The 17,071-nt window shown below is 62.9% G+C and carries 18 protein-coding genes; 13 read left to right on the top strand and 5 right to left on the bottom strand.

The annotated features are described in order from the left end of the window. Positions 1–11: 11 nt before the first annotated feature. Both AC27VQ_RS15265 and AC27VQ_RS15260 read right to left on the bottom strand, forming a co-directional pair. On the bottom strand, positions 12–236 hold the full coding sequence (locus AC27VQ_RS15265; RefSeq protein WP_488716927.1) for an Ada metal-binding domain-containing protein: 225 nt from the start codon (positions 234–236) through the stop codon (positions 12–14). 22 nt (positions 237–258) lie between these two features. Then, positions 259–855, bottom strand: coding sequence for a nitroreductase family protein (locus AC27VQ_RS15260; RefSeq protein ID WP_488716926.1), 597 nt, complete (start codon positions 853–855; stop codon positions 259–261). Positions 856–1,010: 155 nt separating this feature from the next. On the opposite strand from AC27VQ_RS15260, the gene gabD reads away from it, so the two are divergent. Beyond that, the gene (gene gabD / locus AC27VQ_RS15255; protein ID WP_488716925.1) at positions 1,011–2,462 is read left to right on the top strand and encodes an NADP-dependent succinate-semialdehyde dehydrogenase; all 1,452 of its coding nucleotides are present in this window, start codon (positions 1,011–1,013) and stop codon (positions 2,460–2,462) included. A 66-nt stretch (positions 2,463–2,528) separates the two neighbouring features. Next, positions 2,529–3,329 (top strand): HpcH/HpaI aldolase family protein, encoded by an 801-nt coding sequence (locus tag AC27VQ_RS15250; RefSeq protein ID WP_117372229.1) that lies wholly within the window; start codon positions 2,529–2,531, stop codon positions 3,327–3,329. Here AC27VQ_RS15250 and AC27VQ_RS15245 read toward each other — a convergent pair. Further along, on the bottom strand, positions 3,323–4,414 hold the full coding sequence (locus AC27VQ_RS15245) for a mannitol dehydrogenase family protein (protein ID WP_488716924.1): 1,092 nt from the start codon (positions 4,412–4,414) through the stop codon (positions 3,323–3,325). The two genes, AC27VQ_RS15250 and AC27VQ_RS15245, sit on opposite strands and share 7 nt — an antisense overlap. Positions 4,415–4,424: 10 nt before the next feature. Continuing rightward, complete coding sequence (locus tag AC27VQ_RS15240; RefSeq protein ID WP_488716923.1) at positions 4,425–5,303, bottom strand: GntR family transcriptional regulator; 879 nt, start codon at positions 5,301–5,303, stop codon at positions 4,425–4,427. 292 nt (positions 5,304–5,595) lie between these two features. On the opposite strand from AC27VQ_RS15240, the gene AC27VQ_RS15235 reads away from it, so the two are divergent. From AC27VQ_RS15235 to AC27VQ_RS15195, 9 genes are all read left to right on the top strand, one after another. Continuing rightward, a complete protein-coding gene (locus AC27VQ_RS15235) occupies positions 5,596–6,612 on the top strand; it encodes an aldo/keto reductase (RefSeq protein WP_488716922.1) in 1,017 nt (338 codons plus the stop codon). A gap of 27 nt (positions 6,613–6,639) precedes the next feature. Beyond that, entirely contained in the window at positions 6,640–7,086 is a 447-nt protein-coding gene (locus tag AC27VQ_RS15230; RefSeq protein ID WP_488716921.1) for an RbsD/FucU family protein, read from the top strand. Between the two features lie 216 nt (positions 7,087–7,302). After that, positions 7,303–8,292, top strand: a complete 990-nt coding sequence (locus tag AC27VQ_RS15225) for an ABC transporter substrate-binding protein (RefSeq protein WP_313523932.1) — start codon at positions 7,303–7,305, stop codon at positions 8,290–8,292. Positions 8,293–8,378: 86 nt separating this feature from the next. After that, positions 8,379–9,932: a sugar ABC transporter ATP-binding protein gene (locus AC27VQ_RS15220; protein ID WP_488716920.1), complete on the top strand. Its 1,554-nt coding sequence runs from the start codon at positions 8,379–8,381 to the stop codon at positions 9,930–9,932. A gap of 28 nt (positions 9,933–9,960) precedes the next feature. Beyond that, positions 9,961–10,935: an ABC transporter permease gene (locus tag AC27VQ_RS15215; protein ID WP_313523926.1), complete on the top strand. Its 975-nt coding sequence runs from the start codon at positions 9,961–9,963 to the stop codon at positions 10,933–10,935. 1 nt (position 10,936) lies between these two features. After that, the gene (locus AC27VQ_RS15210; RefSeq protein ID WP_488716919.1) at positions 10,937–11,950 is read left to right on the top strand and encodes a zinc-binding alcohol dehydrogenase family protein; all 1,014 of its coding nucleotides are present in this window, start codon (positions 10,937–10,939) and stop codon (positions 11,948–11,950) included. 187 nt (positions 11,951–12,137) lie between these two features. After that, complete coding sequence (phaZ, locus tag AC27VQ_RS15205; RefSeq protein WP_488716918.1) at positions 12,138–13,427, top strand: polyhydroxyalkanoate depolymerase; 1,290 nt, start codon at positions 12,138–12,140, stop codon at positions 13,425–13,427. A 128-nt stretch (positions 13,428–13,555) separates the two neighbouring features. Beyond that, complete coding sequence (locus tag AC27VQ_RS15200; RefSeq protein ID WP_244763444.1) at positions 13,556–13,990, top strand: DUF2852 domain-containing protein; 435 nt, start codon at positions 13,556–13,558, stop codon at positions 13,988–13,990. A 95-nt stretch (positions 13,991–14,085) separates the two neighbouring features. Continuing rightward, positions 14,086–14,847: a M48 family metallopeptidase gene (locus AC27VQ_RS15195; RefSeq protein ID WP_488716917.1), complete on the top strand. Its 762-nt coding sequence runs from the start codon at positions 14,086–14,088 to the stop codon at positions 14,845–14,847. Between the two features lie 7 nt (positions 14,848–14,854). Here AC27VQ_RS15195 and AC27VQ_RS15190 read toward each other — a convergent pair whose 3' ends face one another. After that, positions 14,855–15,049, bottom strand: a complete 195-nt coding sequence (locus AC27VQ_RS15190; RefSeq protein WP_298101535.1) for a YqaE/Pmp3 family membrane protein — start codon at positions 15,047–15,049, stop codon at positions 14,855–14,857. 129 nt (positions 15,050–15,178) lie between these two features. Here AC27VQ_RS15190 and AC27VQ_RS15185 point away from each other — a divergent pair, with 129 nt between their 5' ends. Then, positions 15,179–15,853, top strand: coding sequence for a phosphoribosylanthranilate isomerase (locus AC27VQ_RS15185; RefSeq protein ID WP_488716916.1), 675 nt, complete (start codon positions 15,179–15,181; stop codon positions 15,851–15,853). Then, complete coding sequence (trpB, locus tag AC27VQ_RS15180) at positions 15,850–17,070, top strand: tryptophan synthase subunit beta (RefSeq protein WP_313523907.1); 1,221 nt, start codon at positions 15,850–15,852, stop codon at positions 17,068–17,070. The genes AC27VQ_RS15185 and trpB overlap by 4 nt, the downstream gene beginning before the upstream one ends. The last annotated feature ends 1 nt before the right edge of the window (position 17,071 follow it).

Here is a 17,071-nt window from a genome sequence, read left to right as displayed (position 1 = left end):
AAAGCCCGCCGTCATGCGGCGGGCTCGTCCGGCTTGCAGCGTTTGCAGGCCCGGTAGCCGGCTTCCGATGCCTTGGCCGGACTCGCATAAAAGCGGACATTCTTCCTGAGCGGCGGCCGGGACGGGCAGCCGAAGCGGCAATAGATGCCGCTCGACGCGACGGCATAGACGCCGTCCTGTCTTTTGTCCCGTCCCGTCAGTGCCGCCCAGAGGCGGTCGTCACCAAAACTATCCATGATATTGCTCCGGCTGGCCGAATCAGGGGGCGATGAAGCGTCCCTCGGAGACGAACTCCGCGACCTTCTTGCGCCCGCTCGGCACCTCGCGTTTCAGGAGGTCCTCCGGCAGGGTTTCCTTCGGTGCAATCTTGCCGATGGCGACGGCCGCTTCCACCCGAAAACCATCGGGAATGCCCAGAACATCTTTCGCCTTGTCCCTGTCGATGCCGCCCATGCCATGGGCGTGATAGCCGGCATGGATCGCCTGTAGCGCGAGATAACCCCAGGCGGTGCCGGTGTCGAAGGCATGCGTATAGGCCGGGCGCATCTCGCCGGCCGCATTCTTGCGGTGCGTCTGGGAGACGATGACGATAAGCACGGACGCCTTGTCGGCCCAGCGCCGGTTGCCCTCGTCGAGCGTGTCGTAGATCGTCTGGAACGCCTCGGTGCCGCGATGGCCGTAGACGAAATACCAGGGCTGGCCGTTGGCGGCCGACGGTGCCCAGCGCGCGGCCTCGAACAGCGATAGCAGCACCTCCTGCGGCATGGCCTCGCCGGTGAAGGCGCGGGGCGACCAGCGGTCGAGGAAGATGGGGGCAATGGCGTGGTCGGCGGTGCGGCCGGTGGGATGGGTCATTGTTAAGCCTCGTATCAAATCAGCGGGCCGACCTTAGACCGGCCGGCCAGCGCCGCGAAGCGTCAAAATCGCATGTCTGCCGCATTGTCGAAGGGGTGGGGGAGGCAATATAACGCTTGCGACACAAATGACGGCATCGCAATGGGAGAACGCCGATGACACTGAAAGACCCGAGCCTTTTGCGCCAGGCGGCGCTGGTTGGCACGCGCTGGATCGAAGCTGACGGCAGCGGCATCGCGGTGAAGAACCCGGCGACGGGCGAGCTTGTCGGCTACGTGCCGAAGCTCGGTGCCGCGGAGACGAAGGAAGCCATCGATGCCGCAGCCGTCGCCCAGAAGGGCTGGGCGGCGAGGACCGCCAAGGAGCGCTCCGGCATCCTGCGCAAGTGGTTCGAGCTGATGATCGACAACAAGGACGATCTCGGCCGTATCCTCACCATGGAACAGGGCAAGCCGCTCGCCGAAGCCACCGGCGAGATCGTCTATGGCGCCAGCTTCGTCGAATGGTTCGCCGAAGAGGCCCGCCGCCTCTATGGCGATATCATGCCCGGCCACCAGAAGGACAAGCGCATCCTGGTGATGAAGCAGCCGATCGGTGTCGTGGCGGCGATCACGCCCTGGAACTTCCCCAATGCCATGATCACCCGCAAGGCCGGCCCGGCCTTTGCCGCCGGCTGCGCCATGGTGCTGAAGCCCGCCTCGCAGACGCCGTTCTCGGCGATTGCAATCGCCATCCTCGCCGAACGCGCCGGCCTTCCCGCCGGCCTGTTCAGCGTGATCACGGGTTCTGCCCGTGAGATCGGCGCGGAAATGACCGGCAATCCAACGGTGCGCAAGCTGACCTTCACCGGTTCGACTGAGATCGGTGCGGAGCTTTACAAGCAGTGCGCCCCGACCATCAAGAAGCTCGGGCTGGAGCTTGGCGGCAATGCGCCCTTCATCGTGTTTGACGACGCCGATCTCGATGCGGCGGTCGAGGGTGCGCTGATCGCAAAATTCCGCAACAACGGCCAGACCTGTGTCTGCGCCAACCGTCTCTACGTACAGGAGGGTGTCTATGACGCCTTCTCCGAAAAGCTCGCGAGCGCCGTCGGCAAGCTGAAGACCGGCAACGGTTTCGACGAGGGTGTCATCCTCGGCCCGCTGATCGACAATGCGGCCCTTGAAAAGGTCGAAGAGCATGTCGCCGACGCCGTGAAGAAGGGTGGCCGTGTGGTGCAGGGCGGCAAGCGCCATGCGCTGGGCGGCACGTTCTATGAAGCGACCGTGATTGCCGATGTGACGCCGGATATGGCCGTCGCCCGCGAAGAGACGTTCGGTCCGGTCGCGCCGCTGTTCCGGTTCAAGGACGAGGACGATGTGATCGCGCAGGCGAACGACACGGAGTTCGGGCTTGCCTCGTATTTCTATGCCAAGGAACTCTCCCGCGTCTTCCGCGTGGCGGAGGCGCTGGAATACGGCATGGTGGGTGTCAACACCGGCCTGATCTCGACGGCGGAGGCGCCGTTCGGCGGCGTCAAACTCTCCGGCCTCGGCCGCGAGGGCTCGCGCTACGGCATCGAGGAGTTCACCGAGATCAAATATGTCTGCCTTGGTGGCATTGCATAAGCAGTATTCAGTCTGATGACCCGGCCGGCGAACATCGCCGGCCGGCTTATGTCGAGAGGGAAAATCGTGACAGCACCCAAAAACGCCTTCAAGGCAGCCCTTCGCGAGGGTCGGTTTCAGCTTGGTCTCTGGGCAGCACTTGGCAGCGCCTATGCGGCGGAAATCCTCTCGACCAGCGGCTATGACTGGCTGCTGATCGACGGTGAGCACGGCCCTAACGACATGCCGCTGATCAGCGCGCAGATCGGGGCGCTGCGCCACACGCCCACCCATGCCATGGTGCGCCCGCCGATGGGCGAGGCCTGGATCTTGAAACAGTTGCTCGACCAGGGCGCCCAGACCTTCCTGATCCCGATGGTCGAATCGGCCGAGGAGGCCAAGGCTCTAGTGCGCGCCCTGCGCTATCCGCCGCACGGCATCCGCGGCGTCGGTGCCGGCCTTGGCCGGGCAAGCGATTTCAACCGAACACCGGATTACATCACGACCGCCAATGACCAGATTTGCCTGATTGTGCAGGTCGAAAACCGCGCGGGCCTTGCGGCGGTCGACGAGATTGCTGCCGTGGACGGCGTCGACGGCATCTTCATCGGTCCGTCGGATCTGGCGGCCGATATGGGCCATCTCGGCAATCCCGGTGCGCCGGAGGTGCTGGAAGCGATCAAGCATATTTTCGCGCGCACCAAGGCGCACGGCAAGGCGCGGGGCATCATGACCGTCTCGCTGCCGCAGGCGGAGGTCTATCGCGATCTCGGCGCGGATTTCCTGGCGATCGGCACCGATGTCAATTGCCTCGTTTCGGCGGTCGAAAACCTGCGCCGCAGCTTCCTCGGTGAAAAGGAAGCGGAAAAGCGCGGCGGCGGTTACTGACCGCCGGCCATCGCCAGGAGTTCGGGCTTGGGCACTTCGGGTGTCCAGGCATGGAAATCCACAATGCGGCGGACGAGTTTTTCCGCATGATGATTGGCGATGTCGCGAAGCCGGTGATCGAGGAAGGGATTGTCGAAGCGATCCAGCGTCGCGGCGACATAGGTTTCCGCCTCGTTCCTAAGCCCCTTGGCGGCAAAGCTCGGGATGACCTCCTGCCTGTAGAGAAAGAGCAGCCGTTCGCGAACGCTGATGTCCGCAAGGATCGCCTTCACGGTCTCGTCCGCGGGCCGGTTTTCTTTCAGCCAGATATCCGCCAGCACCGTATGGCCGAGATTGAGGATATGCAGCTTCAGCTTCTCATAGGGCGTGAGATCGTCGACGACGAGAATGTTTTGATGCGTGCACGGCACGGTCAGGCCTGGCTGCTTTTCGATTGCCCAGAGCGCATAGGGTTCCGCCACGGCACCGGCCGGCTCGATCGGCTCGGAGACGATGCGGTCAACAAGCGTATTGGCCCAGATCATATCCTTCGATAGCCAGTTTCGAAAGCCGGACTCCGGGTAACGATCGGATTGCAGATCGAGGATCAGGCGCCTGAGCACATCGCCGTTGCGCGCAATGAGTTCGCAGGGCAGCACCGTCAGGCCGGGCCGGTCGGCGCGGAAGCGATCGTGAAGAAGCACCAGTAGCTTGCCCGGAAACGAGGCGGGCACGGCACCGGCCCGATCGTCAGGGCCGACCTGGTAGCCGGTATCGCCCGTATTGGAAATGACGACCTCGGCCTCATCGCGAAAGGCCGCTTTCACTGCATCCCAGTCCGTCACCGTCGAAAGGGTGCGGGCAATGCTGGTGACGCACTGCCGGCTGTCGATATCCCGGCCATCCCGCCGGCCGCGAATGATGACGGGATACCCTTCCGGCGCGGCAAGAGCCGCAAGCCGGCCGGCGCGTTCCGGTGATCCCGTCGTCTGCACGACGGCGATGCGGCCCAACGCCGCGCCGCGTTCCAGCGCTTCGCTGACGAAGAGGTCCGCATGGGCCTGCAAAAAGCGGCTCGTTCCGAATTGCAGGATGGGCGTTGCCATGGATTTCCCGTCAGTTGATCGATTGCAGGAGGGTTTCGCGCGCCGATTTCAGGTGCCGGCGGCAGGCGTGTTCGATCCGCGCCGGATCACGCGAGCGTAGTGCCGCGATATAGGCGAGATGCTCTTCCAGCGCCCGCGCATTGCGCTCGCGCGCATTCGTCTTGTTCCACTGGTAATGATAGTGGAAGACGATGGCGATCACGTCGTAGAAATCGACGACGAAGCGGTTCTTCGAAGCACGGTGCACGAGGAGGTGGAAGCGCTCGTCGAGCTCGGAAAAGTCGAGATAGCGGTTTTCGATATCGGCGAGGATGGCGTGATGCACCGCCTCGATGGCGTCGAGCTCCTGCCAGGCCGGATGTTCCCCAGGCAGATGCGCGAAGGCGGCGGCGGAGCGCAGCTCGAACATTTCGCGCACCTCCGTCAGCTCCAGCGCGAAATCGCGGGTGAAACCCTTCAGCACCCAATGGCTGTTCGGCCGTTTCTCGATCAGGCCGAAGCGGCTGAAGCGGATGAGGAATTCGCGCACGCTCGTCGTGCCGATGCCGATCTCGCGGGCGAGCTCCAGCTCGTTGATCTGCATGCCGGGCTCCGCACCCCCGGCCAGAATCCGGCGCATGAAGCTGCGCTCGATGATTTCCGACAGCGAATCTGTTTCCTCCGTCGGGAAATAATCGGCCGCCACGGGTTTGCGCAGCACGATCTTCCGGCGCTTCTCCCAAGTGAGCAGGCCGACCTCTTCAAGCCGGGTCAGGATTGCGCGCACAGTCGTGCGGCTCACGCCGAGTGTCGCACCAAGCTCCGGCTCTGAGGGCAGGCTTGCGGTCTGCTCCAGCAGTTTGAGGCAGCGATTGAAGGCGTCCTTGAAGACGGTGTTCTGTTTGGCCATGGGTGCCGCCGGTTGTTGGGGTTCGCGTCCCTTAGAGCAATCCCAGCAAAATTGCGCAGCGGTTTTGCGTCCGGGATTGCGCGAAAACTAACAATCAGAGCGTTTTCGCGATTCGAAGAAAAGCAGAAATGCTCTAGTGGTTGACCGGGAAAATGGCCAGACGCACGGCTGTCGCACCATGCGTCCCATTCCTCCCGGCTCCTCCTGTCGTCATATTACCCATTGACGGCAATCTGTCTATTGTCGATAAAAGACAAAAGCGCTGGCGGGAGGACGCCGGCCGGGAGGAGACATGAAGACGCGGACCATCGGGAGGACGGGCCTTGCCGTGACCGAATTCAGTTTCGGCACCGCCGCTCTTGGCGGGCTCTACCGCGCCTGCCCGCGTGACGTGGCGATGGCGACATTGCAAGCCGCCTGGGACGAAGGCCTGCGCTATTTCGACACCGCCCCCTGGTATGGCTTCGGCCTCGCCGAGCGTGTCACCGGCGATTTTTTGCGCGACAAGCCGGGTGGCTACGTGCTTTCCAGCAAGGTCGGGCGCATCATGTTTCCGGTACCGGACGACAAAGTGCCGAACTACGGCTATGTCGATCCGTTGCCCTTCGATGTGCGTTACGATTACAGCTATGACGGCATCATGCGCTCGGTCGAGCTCAGTCATGCCCGGCTCGGCCTCAACCGCATCGATATGCTCTATGTGCACGATATCGGCGTCTATACGCACGGCGCCGAGCGCAATGCCTTTCATATGCGCCAGTTCTTCGACTCCGGCTTAAGAGCGTTGCATGCGCTGAAATCGTCGGGCGCCATCAAGGCCTTCGGTCTCGGGGTCAACGAGATCCCCGTCTGCCTCGACGTGCTGCGCGAGGCCGATCTCGACTGCATCCTTCTCGCCGGCCGCTACACGCTTCTGGATCGCTCAGCGGTGGCGGAACTGCTGCCGCTTTGCGAGACGAAAGGCACGTCGCTAGTGGTTGGCGGCGTGTTCAATTCCGGTATTCTTGCGACCGGCCCGGTCGAGGGTGCGCATTTCGATTATATGCCGGCAACTCCAGAAATCGCCGGCAAGGTCAGTGCGATGATGGAGATTGCGAAAAGGAGAGGTATTCCACTTGCCGCACCGGCACTGCAGTTTCCGCTGGAACATCCAGCCGTCGCGTCCGTGCTGATCGGCACCGCCAAGCCGGAGAGCCTGCACCGCAACATGGCGCTCGCGCGCCTGGATTTGAGCAAAGATATTTACCCGGCTTTCGAGCCGCATACGCTGGTGGCGCCCGAACTGGGGCAAGATGCCGTCAGGCAATAGATTTTGATCGGAAAGGATCGCAAGACCATGTTGAAAGGCATTCATCCGCTGCTCGGGCCGGAGCTTCTGCACGCGATCAGGACGATGGGCCATGGCGACGATATCGTTATTGCCGATGCCAATTTCCCCTCAAGCTTTTTAGGCCCGAAGGTCATCCGTGCCGATGGTGTCGATGCCGTGGCGATCACCGAGGCGATCCTGACCCATATGCCGCTCGATACGTTCGTGCCTGAGGCGGCCTGGCGCATGGAAGTCGTCGGCGATCCCGCCGCGGTGCCAGAGGTTTGTGTAACGTTCCAGCAGCTGGTGAACCGGCTTGCCGGCGATTTCACCGTTCATTCGGTCGAGCGTTTCGCCTTCTATGAGATGGCGAAGAAGGCGGCCTATATCGTCGCCACGACGGAATTCCGCCTCTATGGCAATATCATTCTGAAGAAGGGTGTTCTGCACCCGCATGAAGTCTTCCGCGTCTAGCAGAATGCGGCTGTCACCGTTTGGGAGGACGGGGGACGATGGACTGGATCATTTGGAAACGTAGCTTTTTGCCTGACCATCATCCGCTTGCCAGGAAACCGGCTCGGGTGTAGCTTGCCGCAGAAAATGTTTTTTATCGATAAAAGGTCGAGTTGTTCGCTTCCTGCAACGCGATCCCCTCAAGGAGGACAGGAAGCATCTGAGAGGAGAAACCTGATGAGCATTGTAAGATCGCTTCTGTCCCGCCGCGCTTTCACGGCATTGGCGGGTGCCGCAGTCCTCGCCACCCTGACACCGGCCGCGTCCTTCGCGCAGGATGTCACCATCCCGATCATCGTCAAGGACACGACGTCCTTCTACTGGCAGATCGTGCTCGCCGGCGCCCGCCAGGCCGGCAAGGATCTCGGCGTCACCGTGCCGGAGCTCGGCGCGCAGTCGGAATCCGACATCAACGGCCAGATCAGCATTCTGGAAAACGCCGTGGCCGGCGGTCCTGCCGCCGTCGTCATCTCGCCGACGGAATTCAAGGCGCTCGGAAAGCCGGTCGATGAGGCAGCGAAATCCGTTCCGATCATCGGCATCGATTCCTCGGCGGATTCCAAGGCCTTCACCTCCTTCCTGACCACCGACAACGTGCAGGGCGGCCGCATCGGCGCCGATGGCCTTGCTGCCGCCGTCAAGGCCGCGACGGGCAAGGAAGAGGGCGAGATCGCCATCATCACCAGCCTGCCGGGCGTCGGCTCGCTCGACCAGCGCCGCGAAGGCTTCCTCGATCAGGTCAAGACCAAATATCCGGGCCTGAAGGTCGTGGCCGACAAATATGCCGACGGTCAGGCCACCACCGGCCTCAACATGATGACCGACCTCATCACCGCCAACCCGAACCTCGTCGGCGTCTTCGCCTCCAACCTCATCATGGCGCAGGGCGTCGGCCAGGCGATCGCGGAAAACAAGCTCGGCGACAAGATCAAGGTCATCGGTTTCGACTCGGATGAGAAGACCGTCGGCTTCCTCAAGGAGGGCGTGCTGGCCGGCCTCGTTGTGCAGGATCCCTATCGCATGGGCTATGACGGCGTGAAGACGGCGCTTGCCGTCTCCAAGGGCGAGAAGGTCGAGGCCTTCGTCGATACCGGTGCCAATCTCGTGACCAAGGACAACATGGCCGATCCGAAGATTGACGCCCTCTTGAACCCGAAGGTCAACTGACGGGAAAACCATGATGGTTTGACCCCGTCCCGCCCGGACGGCATCATCCGGGCGGGACGCTTTCCGCAGTCAGGGAGGAGAAAGCGATGAGCAGCCTCGAAGAGCTCAGCCATCGGCATGACGATCAGGCGAAATTCGCCGAATCCGACACCGTGCCGCGCGGCGCGCCGATCCTCGAACTGCGCGGTCTGCAGAAGAAGTATGGCCTCGTCGAAGCGCTGAAACCGGCGACGGTGACGTTCCTGGCCGGCGAAATCCACGCCATCGTCGGCGAAAACGGTGCTGGTAAATCCACGCTCATCAAGCTTCTGACCGGCGTTATCAGGCGCACGGCCGGCGAGGTCTTCTGGTGCGGCAAATCCGTCCAGCTCGCGACCCCTACCGAGGCGATTTCGCGCGGCATCAATGCGGTGCATCAGGAGGTCGTGCTCTGCGCGCATCTCTCCGTGGCCGCCAACATGTTCCTCGGCGACGAGATGAATCGTTACGGCCTGATGCGCAAGGGCGCGATGGAGCACGCCGCCCAGGCCGTTTTGGACGATCTCGGCTTCCAGCTTCCCGCCGGTGCCCTGCTCGGCAGCCTGACCATCGGCCAGCAACAGCTCGTCGCGACGGCCAAGGCTGCCATGCGCGGCATCCGCTTCCTCATCTTCGACGAGCCGACCGCTTATCTGACACGCCAGGAATCGGCCCAGCTCTTCCGGCTTATTCGCCGGCTCCGCGATCAGGGCGTCACCATCGTCTATATCAGCCACCGCATGGAAGAAGTCTTCGAACTGGCGGACCGCGTCTCGGTTCTGCGCGACGGCACCCATGTCGGCACGCGGCTGATCGGCGAGACCAACGAGGCCGAGCTGATCGCGCTGATGATCAACCGCTCGATCGAGCAGATCTATCACAAGGAGAAGGTCGTTATCGGCAAGCCGATCGTCGAAACGAAGAACCTGTCCGGTCCCGGTTTCGAAGATGTGTCGCTGACGGTGCGATCCGGCGAGATCGTCGGCCTCTATGGTCTCATCGGCGCCGGGCGCAGTGAATTCGCGCTCGGCCTTTATGGCCGCCAGCCGGTGAAATCGGGCGAAATCCTCTGGGAGGGCCAGAGGGTCGAGATTTCCAACGAGCGGGAGGCCATGGACCTCGGCATCGCGCTGGCGCCGGAAAGCCGGCGCGACCAGGGCCTCTGCCTCAACCTGTCGATCGGCCTCAACATCAACCTGCCGGTCTTCAAGCGGCTGAGTTCGGGCCTCATCATCCGCAAGGGCGACGAGGCCGGGAATGCCGACCGGCAGATCCGGGATCTGCGCATCAAGACGCCGTCACGCAGCGTGCTGGCGTCCGCCATGTCCGGCGGCAACCAGCAGAAGATCGTCATCGGCAAGTGGCTGAGCCACGGCGCAAAACTCTTCATTTTCGACGAGCCGACGGTCGGCGTCGATGTCGGCACCAAGGCGGAAATCTACCGGCTGTTCGGCGAACTGCTGAAACGCGGCGCCGGCATCATCCTGATCTCGTCCTACCTGCCGGAAGTCTATGAACTGTCCGACCGGTTGCATGTCTTTCGTAGCGGCCGGCTCGTTGCGAGCCACGACCATCGGGCCGGCACTCATGAAGACGTCCTGACCCAGGCAATTGGTATCTGAGCGCTACGCGAAAAAAGGGAGAAGAAACATGAGCGTGGACACGACGACGGAAAGCGCACCGGCACCGAGGAGGGGCCGGAACATCCTGCTCGGCCTCACCCTGTTCGGGCTCCTGGCCGCGCTCTGGCTGGCGCTCGGCCTGTCCACCCATGCCTTCTGGACTCCGGGTAACATTTCCAACCTGCTGCGCCAGGGCGCGATGACGGCGATCCTCGCCGTCGGCCAGACCTTCGTCATCATCACGGCCGGCATCGATCTCTCGGTCGGGGCGATCGTCGGCTTCACCAGCGTCATCGTCGCCTGGCTGCTTCAGGCAGGCGTGCCGCTCTGGGCCTCGATCATCCTGACGCTCCTGATGGGCGTGGCGATCGGCGCCTTCCATGGCTTCGGTATCGTGCGCATGGGCCTGCCGCCCTTCATCATCACCTTGGCGACGCTGACCTCGCTGCGCGGCATCGGCCTGCTCATCACCAACGGCTCGACGATCTCGATCAACCACGAGGGGTTTACCAACTTCTCCCGCATGGATTTCCTAGGCGTGCCGAGCCTGTTCTGGATGGTCATCCTGGTGGCGATCCCGGCCTTCGTCTTCCTGCATCTCTCCCGCTTTGGCCGCTATCTCTTCGCGGTGGGGTCGAACGGCGAGGCGGCGCGTCTGTCGGGCGTCAATGTCAACCGCACGATCTATCTCGCCTATATCCTCTCGGCCACCTGCGCGGCCTTCGTCGGTCTGTTGCTCGCCTCGCGCATCGGCATCGGCAATGCCACGCAGGCGGAAGGATGGGAATTGCAGGCGATCGCCTCCTCGGTCATCGGCGGCACCAGCCTGTTCGGCGCGGTCGGATCGGTGCATGGCCCGCTGCTCGGCGCCTTCATCCTCGCCACCATCAACAACGGTGCGAACCTTCTGAACGTCAACTCGTTCTGGCAGCGCATCATCACGGGCCTGCTGATCATCGTCATCGTCTATTTCGATCAGTTGCGCCGTCGCGGAAGCCGCTGAGATGAAAGCCGTCGTCTGCGTAGAACCCGGCCGCCTACAGGCGGTCGAACGGGAACGGCCTGCGGTGCCGCACGGCTGGGCACGCGTCGCCGTCAGCCATGTCGGCATCTGCGGCACGGATTATCATATCTTCGAGGGCAAACACCCGTTCCTCGAATACCCCCGCATCATGGGCCACGAGGTCTCCGCGACGGTCATCGAGCCCGGCGCAAGCGGTCTTTCCGCCGGCACGCCCGTCGTGGTGAACCCCTATATTTCCTGCGGTACCTGCGTCGCCTGCCGGAAGGGCAAGCCGAACTGCTGCACCGCGATCCGCGTGCTCGGCGTGCACACCGATGGCGCCTTCTGCGAGGAGATCACCGTTCCCGCCGAAAACCTTTACCCGGCTGAAGGCCTTTCGCTGGAGGCCGCCGCGACCGTCGAATTCCTGGCCATCGGCGCCCATGCCGTGCGCCGCTCGCTGGCGCCGGCCGGTTCCCGTGCCCTCGTCATCGGTGCCGGCCCGATCGGTCTCGGCACCGCCCTTTTCTCGCGCATTGCTGGCCATGACGTTACCTTGATGGACACGTCGCAAGAACGCCTCGCCATGGCGGCGGAGCGTTTCGGTTTCACATCCGGCCTTGTCGCCGGGGCCGCTGCCGCCCATGAGGTCAGCCGGGTAACGGATGGCGACGGTTTCGATGTCGTCTTCGATGCGACCGGCTACGGCAAATCCATGGAAGCGGCCTTCGGCTATGTCGCCCATGGCGGGGCGCTGGTGCTGGTCAGCGTGGTGAAGGACGAGATCCGTTTCTCCGATCCGGAATTCCACAAGCGCGAAATGATGCTGATCGGCAGCCGCAATGCGACGCGGGTCGATTTCGAGCATGTCATGGCAAGCATCCGCGCCGGCCATGTGCCGATCGAGGCGCTGGTGACCCACCGTACCACGCTGGACGCCGTGCCCGCCGATCTCGCCCGCTGGGCGACCGACAAGGCCGGCCTGATCAAGGCGGTCGTTTGCGTTGCGGAATGAAGCCGCCCGCTTGCACGCCCACCGAAGCGGCTGTGCTCCGTTCATGTCCGCGAAAGGTTCGCGGACGTAGGATGTTGGTGTGGAATGTTGCCACGCAGCGAAAACATGTTAGTGTTTTCGCAAGTGCGGAAACCGGGTGACAGGTGCGCGACTTAAGCCCGCGCCACGAAATGGGGTATCGCGTCCGATGTATTATCAGCTTTACGAACTCAATCATGCGATGATGGCGCCCTGGCGCGCTGCGGCGGACCAGATGCGGATCGCCTTCCGCAACCCGTTCAACCCGATCTCGCATACCTACTTCGGCCGCACGATGGCTGCAGGCTTCGAGGTTCTCGAGCGCACCACCCGGCGCTACGGCAAGCCGGCCTTTGATCTGCCCACCACGCCGATCGACGGCAAGAACGTCTCCGTTCACGAAAAGATCGTCTGGCAGCGCCCCTTCTGCAATCTCATCCATTTCGAGCGCTGTCTGCCCGCCGGCCACCGCAAGGACCCGAAGGTCCTGATCGTCGCGCCGATGTCCGGCCACTATGCGACGCTGCTGCGCGGCACCGTCGAGGCGCTCTTGCCGCATGCGGAAGTCCATATCACCGACTGGATCGACGCCCGCATGGTGCCGATCTCCGAGGGAACCTTCGATCTCGACGACTACATCGATTACGTCATCCAGATGCTGCACGCGCTGGGGCCGGATACGCATGTGATCGCCGTCTGCCAGCCGGCGGTGCCGGTGCTGGCCGCCGTTGCCGTGATGGAAGCCGACAACGATCCGCTCTCGCCCTCCACCATGACGCTGATGGGCGGGCCGATCGACACGCGCATCAATCCGACCGCGGTCAATAATCTGGCCAAGGAAAAGCCGCTCGACTGGTTCCGCGACAATGTCATCATGCCGGTTCCGTGGCCGCAGCCGGGCTTCATGCGCCAGGTTTATCCGGGCTTCCTGCAGCTTTCGGGCTTCATGTCGATGAACCTCGACCGCCATGTCGTCGCGCACAAGGAATTCTTCGCCCATCTCGTGAAGAACGACGGCGATGCGGCCGAAAAGCACCGCGATTTCTACGACGAATATCTTGCCGTCATGGACCTGACGGCCGAGTTCTATCTCCAGACCGTGGAAACGGTGTTCATGAAACACGCGCTGCCGAAGGGCGAGATGATGCACCGGTCGCGTCCCGTCGATACGACGGCGATCCGCAAGGTGGCGCTGCTCACCGTTGAGGGCGAGAACGACGACATCTCGGGCGTCGGCCAGACCAAGGCGGCGCAGACGATCTGCACGAACATCCCCGACGACATGCGCATGCACTACATGCAGCCGGATGTCGGCCATTACGGCGTGTTCAACGGCTCGCGCTTCCGCAAGGAGATCGCGCCGCGCATCCTGTCCTTCATCGAGACCCACGGCAAGGCCAACAAGGCAAAGCCGGTGCCGCGCGTCATCAAGGGCGGAAAGGCTGAAGCGGCCTCCTGATTTTTCAGGCTCGTTTCAGGTACTTGCCCGAATTCATGCGCCATCGTCTTGAACGCGGTGGGCGGTCTAACCACATCGAATTCACCGGAAACCGAGGTGGTTTCCGTCGATCGTGAGGAAGATTGCACATGAACCAGTCAGCGCTCATTCGTCCGGACTGGACGCCTGCGACCATCGCCCTGATGGTGCTGGGCTTCGTGGTATTCTGGCCGCTCGGCCTTGCCATGCTTGCCTACATCATCTTCGGCGATCGCCTGAGAAACTTCAAGAAAGACGCCAACGACAATCTCGACGGCATGTTCGCCTCCTGCCGCAGCAAGTTCCGCGGCGGCCGCGGCCACGCGTTCCGCAGCACCACCGGCAACGTCGCCTTCGACGACTGGCGTGACGCCGAACTCGCCCGCCTCGACGAGGAGCGCCGCAAGCTCGACGAGATGCGCGAACAGTTCGACGCCTATAGCCGCGAGCTGCGCCGCGCCAAGGACCAGGAGGAGTTCGACCGCTTCATGCGCGAACGCCGCGCCGAAGGGAAGGGCGACGTGCCCGGCTTTCCGGCGACCTGAGACCGTCAGGACCGATAAAGAAAGAGCCGGCGCCGCGAGCGCCGGTTTTTCGTTGAGGCATTTCAGCCGGCCTCGAATCGGCTATGAAAGGCAGCATGTTCTCCTTGGCTTCCAAGCCCCGAAAGGCCCTGAAGACGCCGCCGCCGCCGGAACGGCGCGAGCTTGACGTCAATGGCCGGCGTTTGCCGCTCACCATCAAGCGGGATTCCCGCGCTACCCGTCTGACGCTGCGCATCGAGCCGGGCGGCCGGGCGCTGCGCATGACGGTGCCGTCAGGCATTGCAGACCGTGAAATCCGCGATTTCCTCGATCGTCATCAGGGCTGGCTGATGACGAAGCTCGCCAAGTTCCGCACGACGAACGAACTGGCCGACGGCGGTTACGTCATGATCCGCGGCATCGCCCACCGCATCGAGGCGACCGGCCGGCTGCGCGGGCTCACCGAGGCTGTCGTTATCGATGACGAGGCGGTGCTGCGCGTCGGCGGCATGGAAGAGAGCATTCCCCGCCGCATCTCGGATTTCCTGAAGAAGGAAGCGCGGCTGGAACTGGACCGGCTGGTCACTGTTCATGCGGGCCGCATCGGGAAAAAGGTCAAATCGCTGACCTTGCGCGATACCCGTAGCCGCTGGGGCTCCTGCTCGGCAGATGGTGCGCTTAGCTTCTCCTGGCGCATTGCCATGGCCCCGCCGCATGTCATCGATTATCTCGCTGCCCACGAAGTGGCGCATCTCGAGGAGATGAACCACAGTTCGGCCTTCTGGGCCCTGTGCGAAAAGCTCTGCCCGGCGACGGAGGAAGCCAAACGCTGGCTGAAGCGCAATGGCAGCCTTTTGCATGCCCTGGATTTTGGCTGAACCAAAACTAACGGCGGTTGCCGAGCGCTTCGCTGATCTTCTTATCCGTATTGTACTGGCTGAGCGCATAGACCGCCCAGATGGCGGCCGGCAGCCAGCCGATCAGCGTGACCTGCAAAATCAGGCAGATAATGCCGGCAATCGGCCGCCCGATGGTGAAAAACACGAGAAAGGGCAGGAGGATGGCGATGATGAGCCGCATGGATGTCTCCGGTCTGTCGTTTCCTTCCATATGGGCAGCCTTGTCGGCCGTGCAAGGGTGGCGTTTCCAGTCCTCTTGCCGCCGTCTTTCGGCTCGACTCTTCCGGTGATTCGTGCGAACCCCTTGCCCATGAAACGCGACATTAAAATCTGCGGGCTGAAGACCGAAGAGGCCGTCGACAAGGCGGTTGCGCTCGGCGCGACCCACATCGGCTTCATCTTCTTTCCGAAAAGCCCGCGCAATATCGAGCCCTCCGACGCCGGCCGTCTGGCCGACCGGGTGCGCGGTCGCGTGAAGATTGTCGCGGTGACGGTAGATGCCGACAGCGACACGCTGGACGAGATCGTCGACCAGCTCTCGCCCGACATTCTCCAGCTGCACGGCAAGGAAAGCCCGGAGCGGGTGCTGACCGTCAAGGCGGTCTATGGCCTGCCTGTGATGAAGGCATTTTCGGTGCGCGAGGCTGATGATCTGAAGAAGATCGATCCCTATATCGGCATCGCCGACCGGTTCCTGTTCGACGCCAAGCCCCCGGCAGGCTCCGAGCTTCCGGGCGGCAACGGTGTCTCCTTCGACTGGGAACTCATGCATTTGCTTGACGGAAGCGTCGATTACATGCTTTCGGGTGGGCTGAACAAGGATAACCTCGCCGAGGCCATTCAACTGACCGGCGCGCCGGGCATCGATACCAGTTCGGGTGTCGAAAGCGCGCCGGGGGTCAAGGACCTCGGCCTGATGGAAGCGTTTTTTGAAGCGGCGAACAAGGCGGACGACAAGACCGCCGTCGCAGGGAGAGGCAAGTGAACCAGTCACCCAACCTGAATTCGTATCGCGAAGGTCCCGATGAGGACGGTCGCTTCGGCATTTTCGGCGGTCGTTTCGTCGCCGAAACCCTGATGCCGCTGATCCTCGAACTTCAGGCGGAATGGGACAAGGCCAAGACCGATCCGGCCTTCCAGGCAGAGCTGAAGCACCTCGGCGCCCATTATATCGGCCGCCCGAGCCCGCTCTATTATGCCGAACGTCTGACGCAGCATCTCGGCGGCGCGAAGATCTATTTCAAGCGCGAGGAGCTGAACCACACCGGCTCGCACAAGATCAACAACTGCATCGGCCAGATCCTGCTCGCCAAGCGCATGGGCAAGACGCGCATCATCGCCGAAACCGGCGCCGGCCAGCATGGTGTGGCCTCGGCCACCGTCGCCGCGCGCTTCGGCTTCCCCTGCGTCGTCTATATGGGCGCGACCGACGTCGAGCGTCAGGCGCCGAACGTCTTCCGCATGAAGCTGCTCGGTGCCGAGGTGAAGCCCGTCACGTCAGGCAGCGGCACGCTGAAGGACGCCATGAACGAGGCGCTGCGCGACTGGGTCACCAATGTCGACGACACCTATTACCTGATCGGCACCGCCGCAGGCCCGCATCCCTATCCGGAGCTAGTACGCGACTTCCAGTCGGTGATCGGCACGGAAGCCCGCGAGCAGCTGATGGCCGCCGAAGGCCGCCTGCCGGACATGGTCATCGCGGCGGTGGGTGGCGGTTCCAATGCCATCGGCATCTTCCATCCGTTCCTCGACGACAAGAGCGTCCAGATCGTCGGTGTCGAAGCCGGCGGCAAGGGCCTCGACGGCGACCTGCACTGTGCCTCGCTGACGGCGGGTTCGCCGGGCGTTCTGCATGGCAACCGCACTTACCTGCTGCAGGATGCCGACGGCCAGATCAAGGAAGGCCACTCCATCTCGGCCGGCCTCGACTATCCCGGCATCGGCCCCGAACATGCCTGGCTGCACCAGATCGGCCGCGCCGAATATGTTCCGATCATGGACGACGAGGCGCTGGAAGCCTTCCAGCTTCTGACCAGGCTTGAAGGCATCATCCCGGCGCTGGAGCCGAGCCATGCCATTGCAGAGGTGATCAAGCGTGCGCCCAAAATGGGCAAGGACCAGATCATCCTGATGAACCTCTCCGGCCGCGGCGACAAGGACATCTTCACCGTCGGCAAGATCCTCGGCATGGAGCTCTGAG

This window comes from Shinella sp. 20P9.1.1, assembly GCF_057798995.1.
Note: the sequence above shows the minus strand (reverse complement) of the source record. Positions and strands in the feature narration are given on the sequence as shown.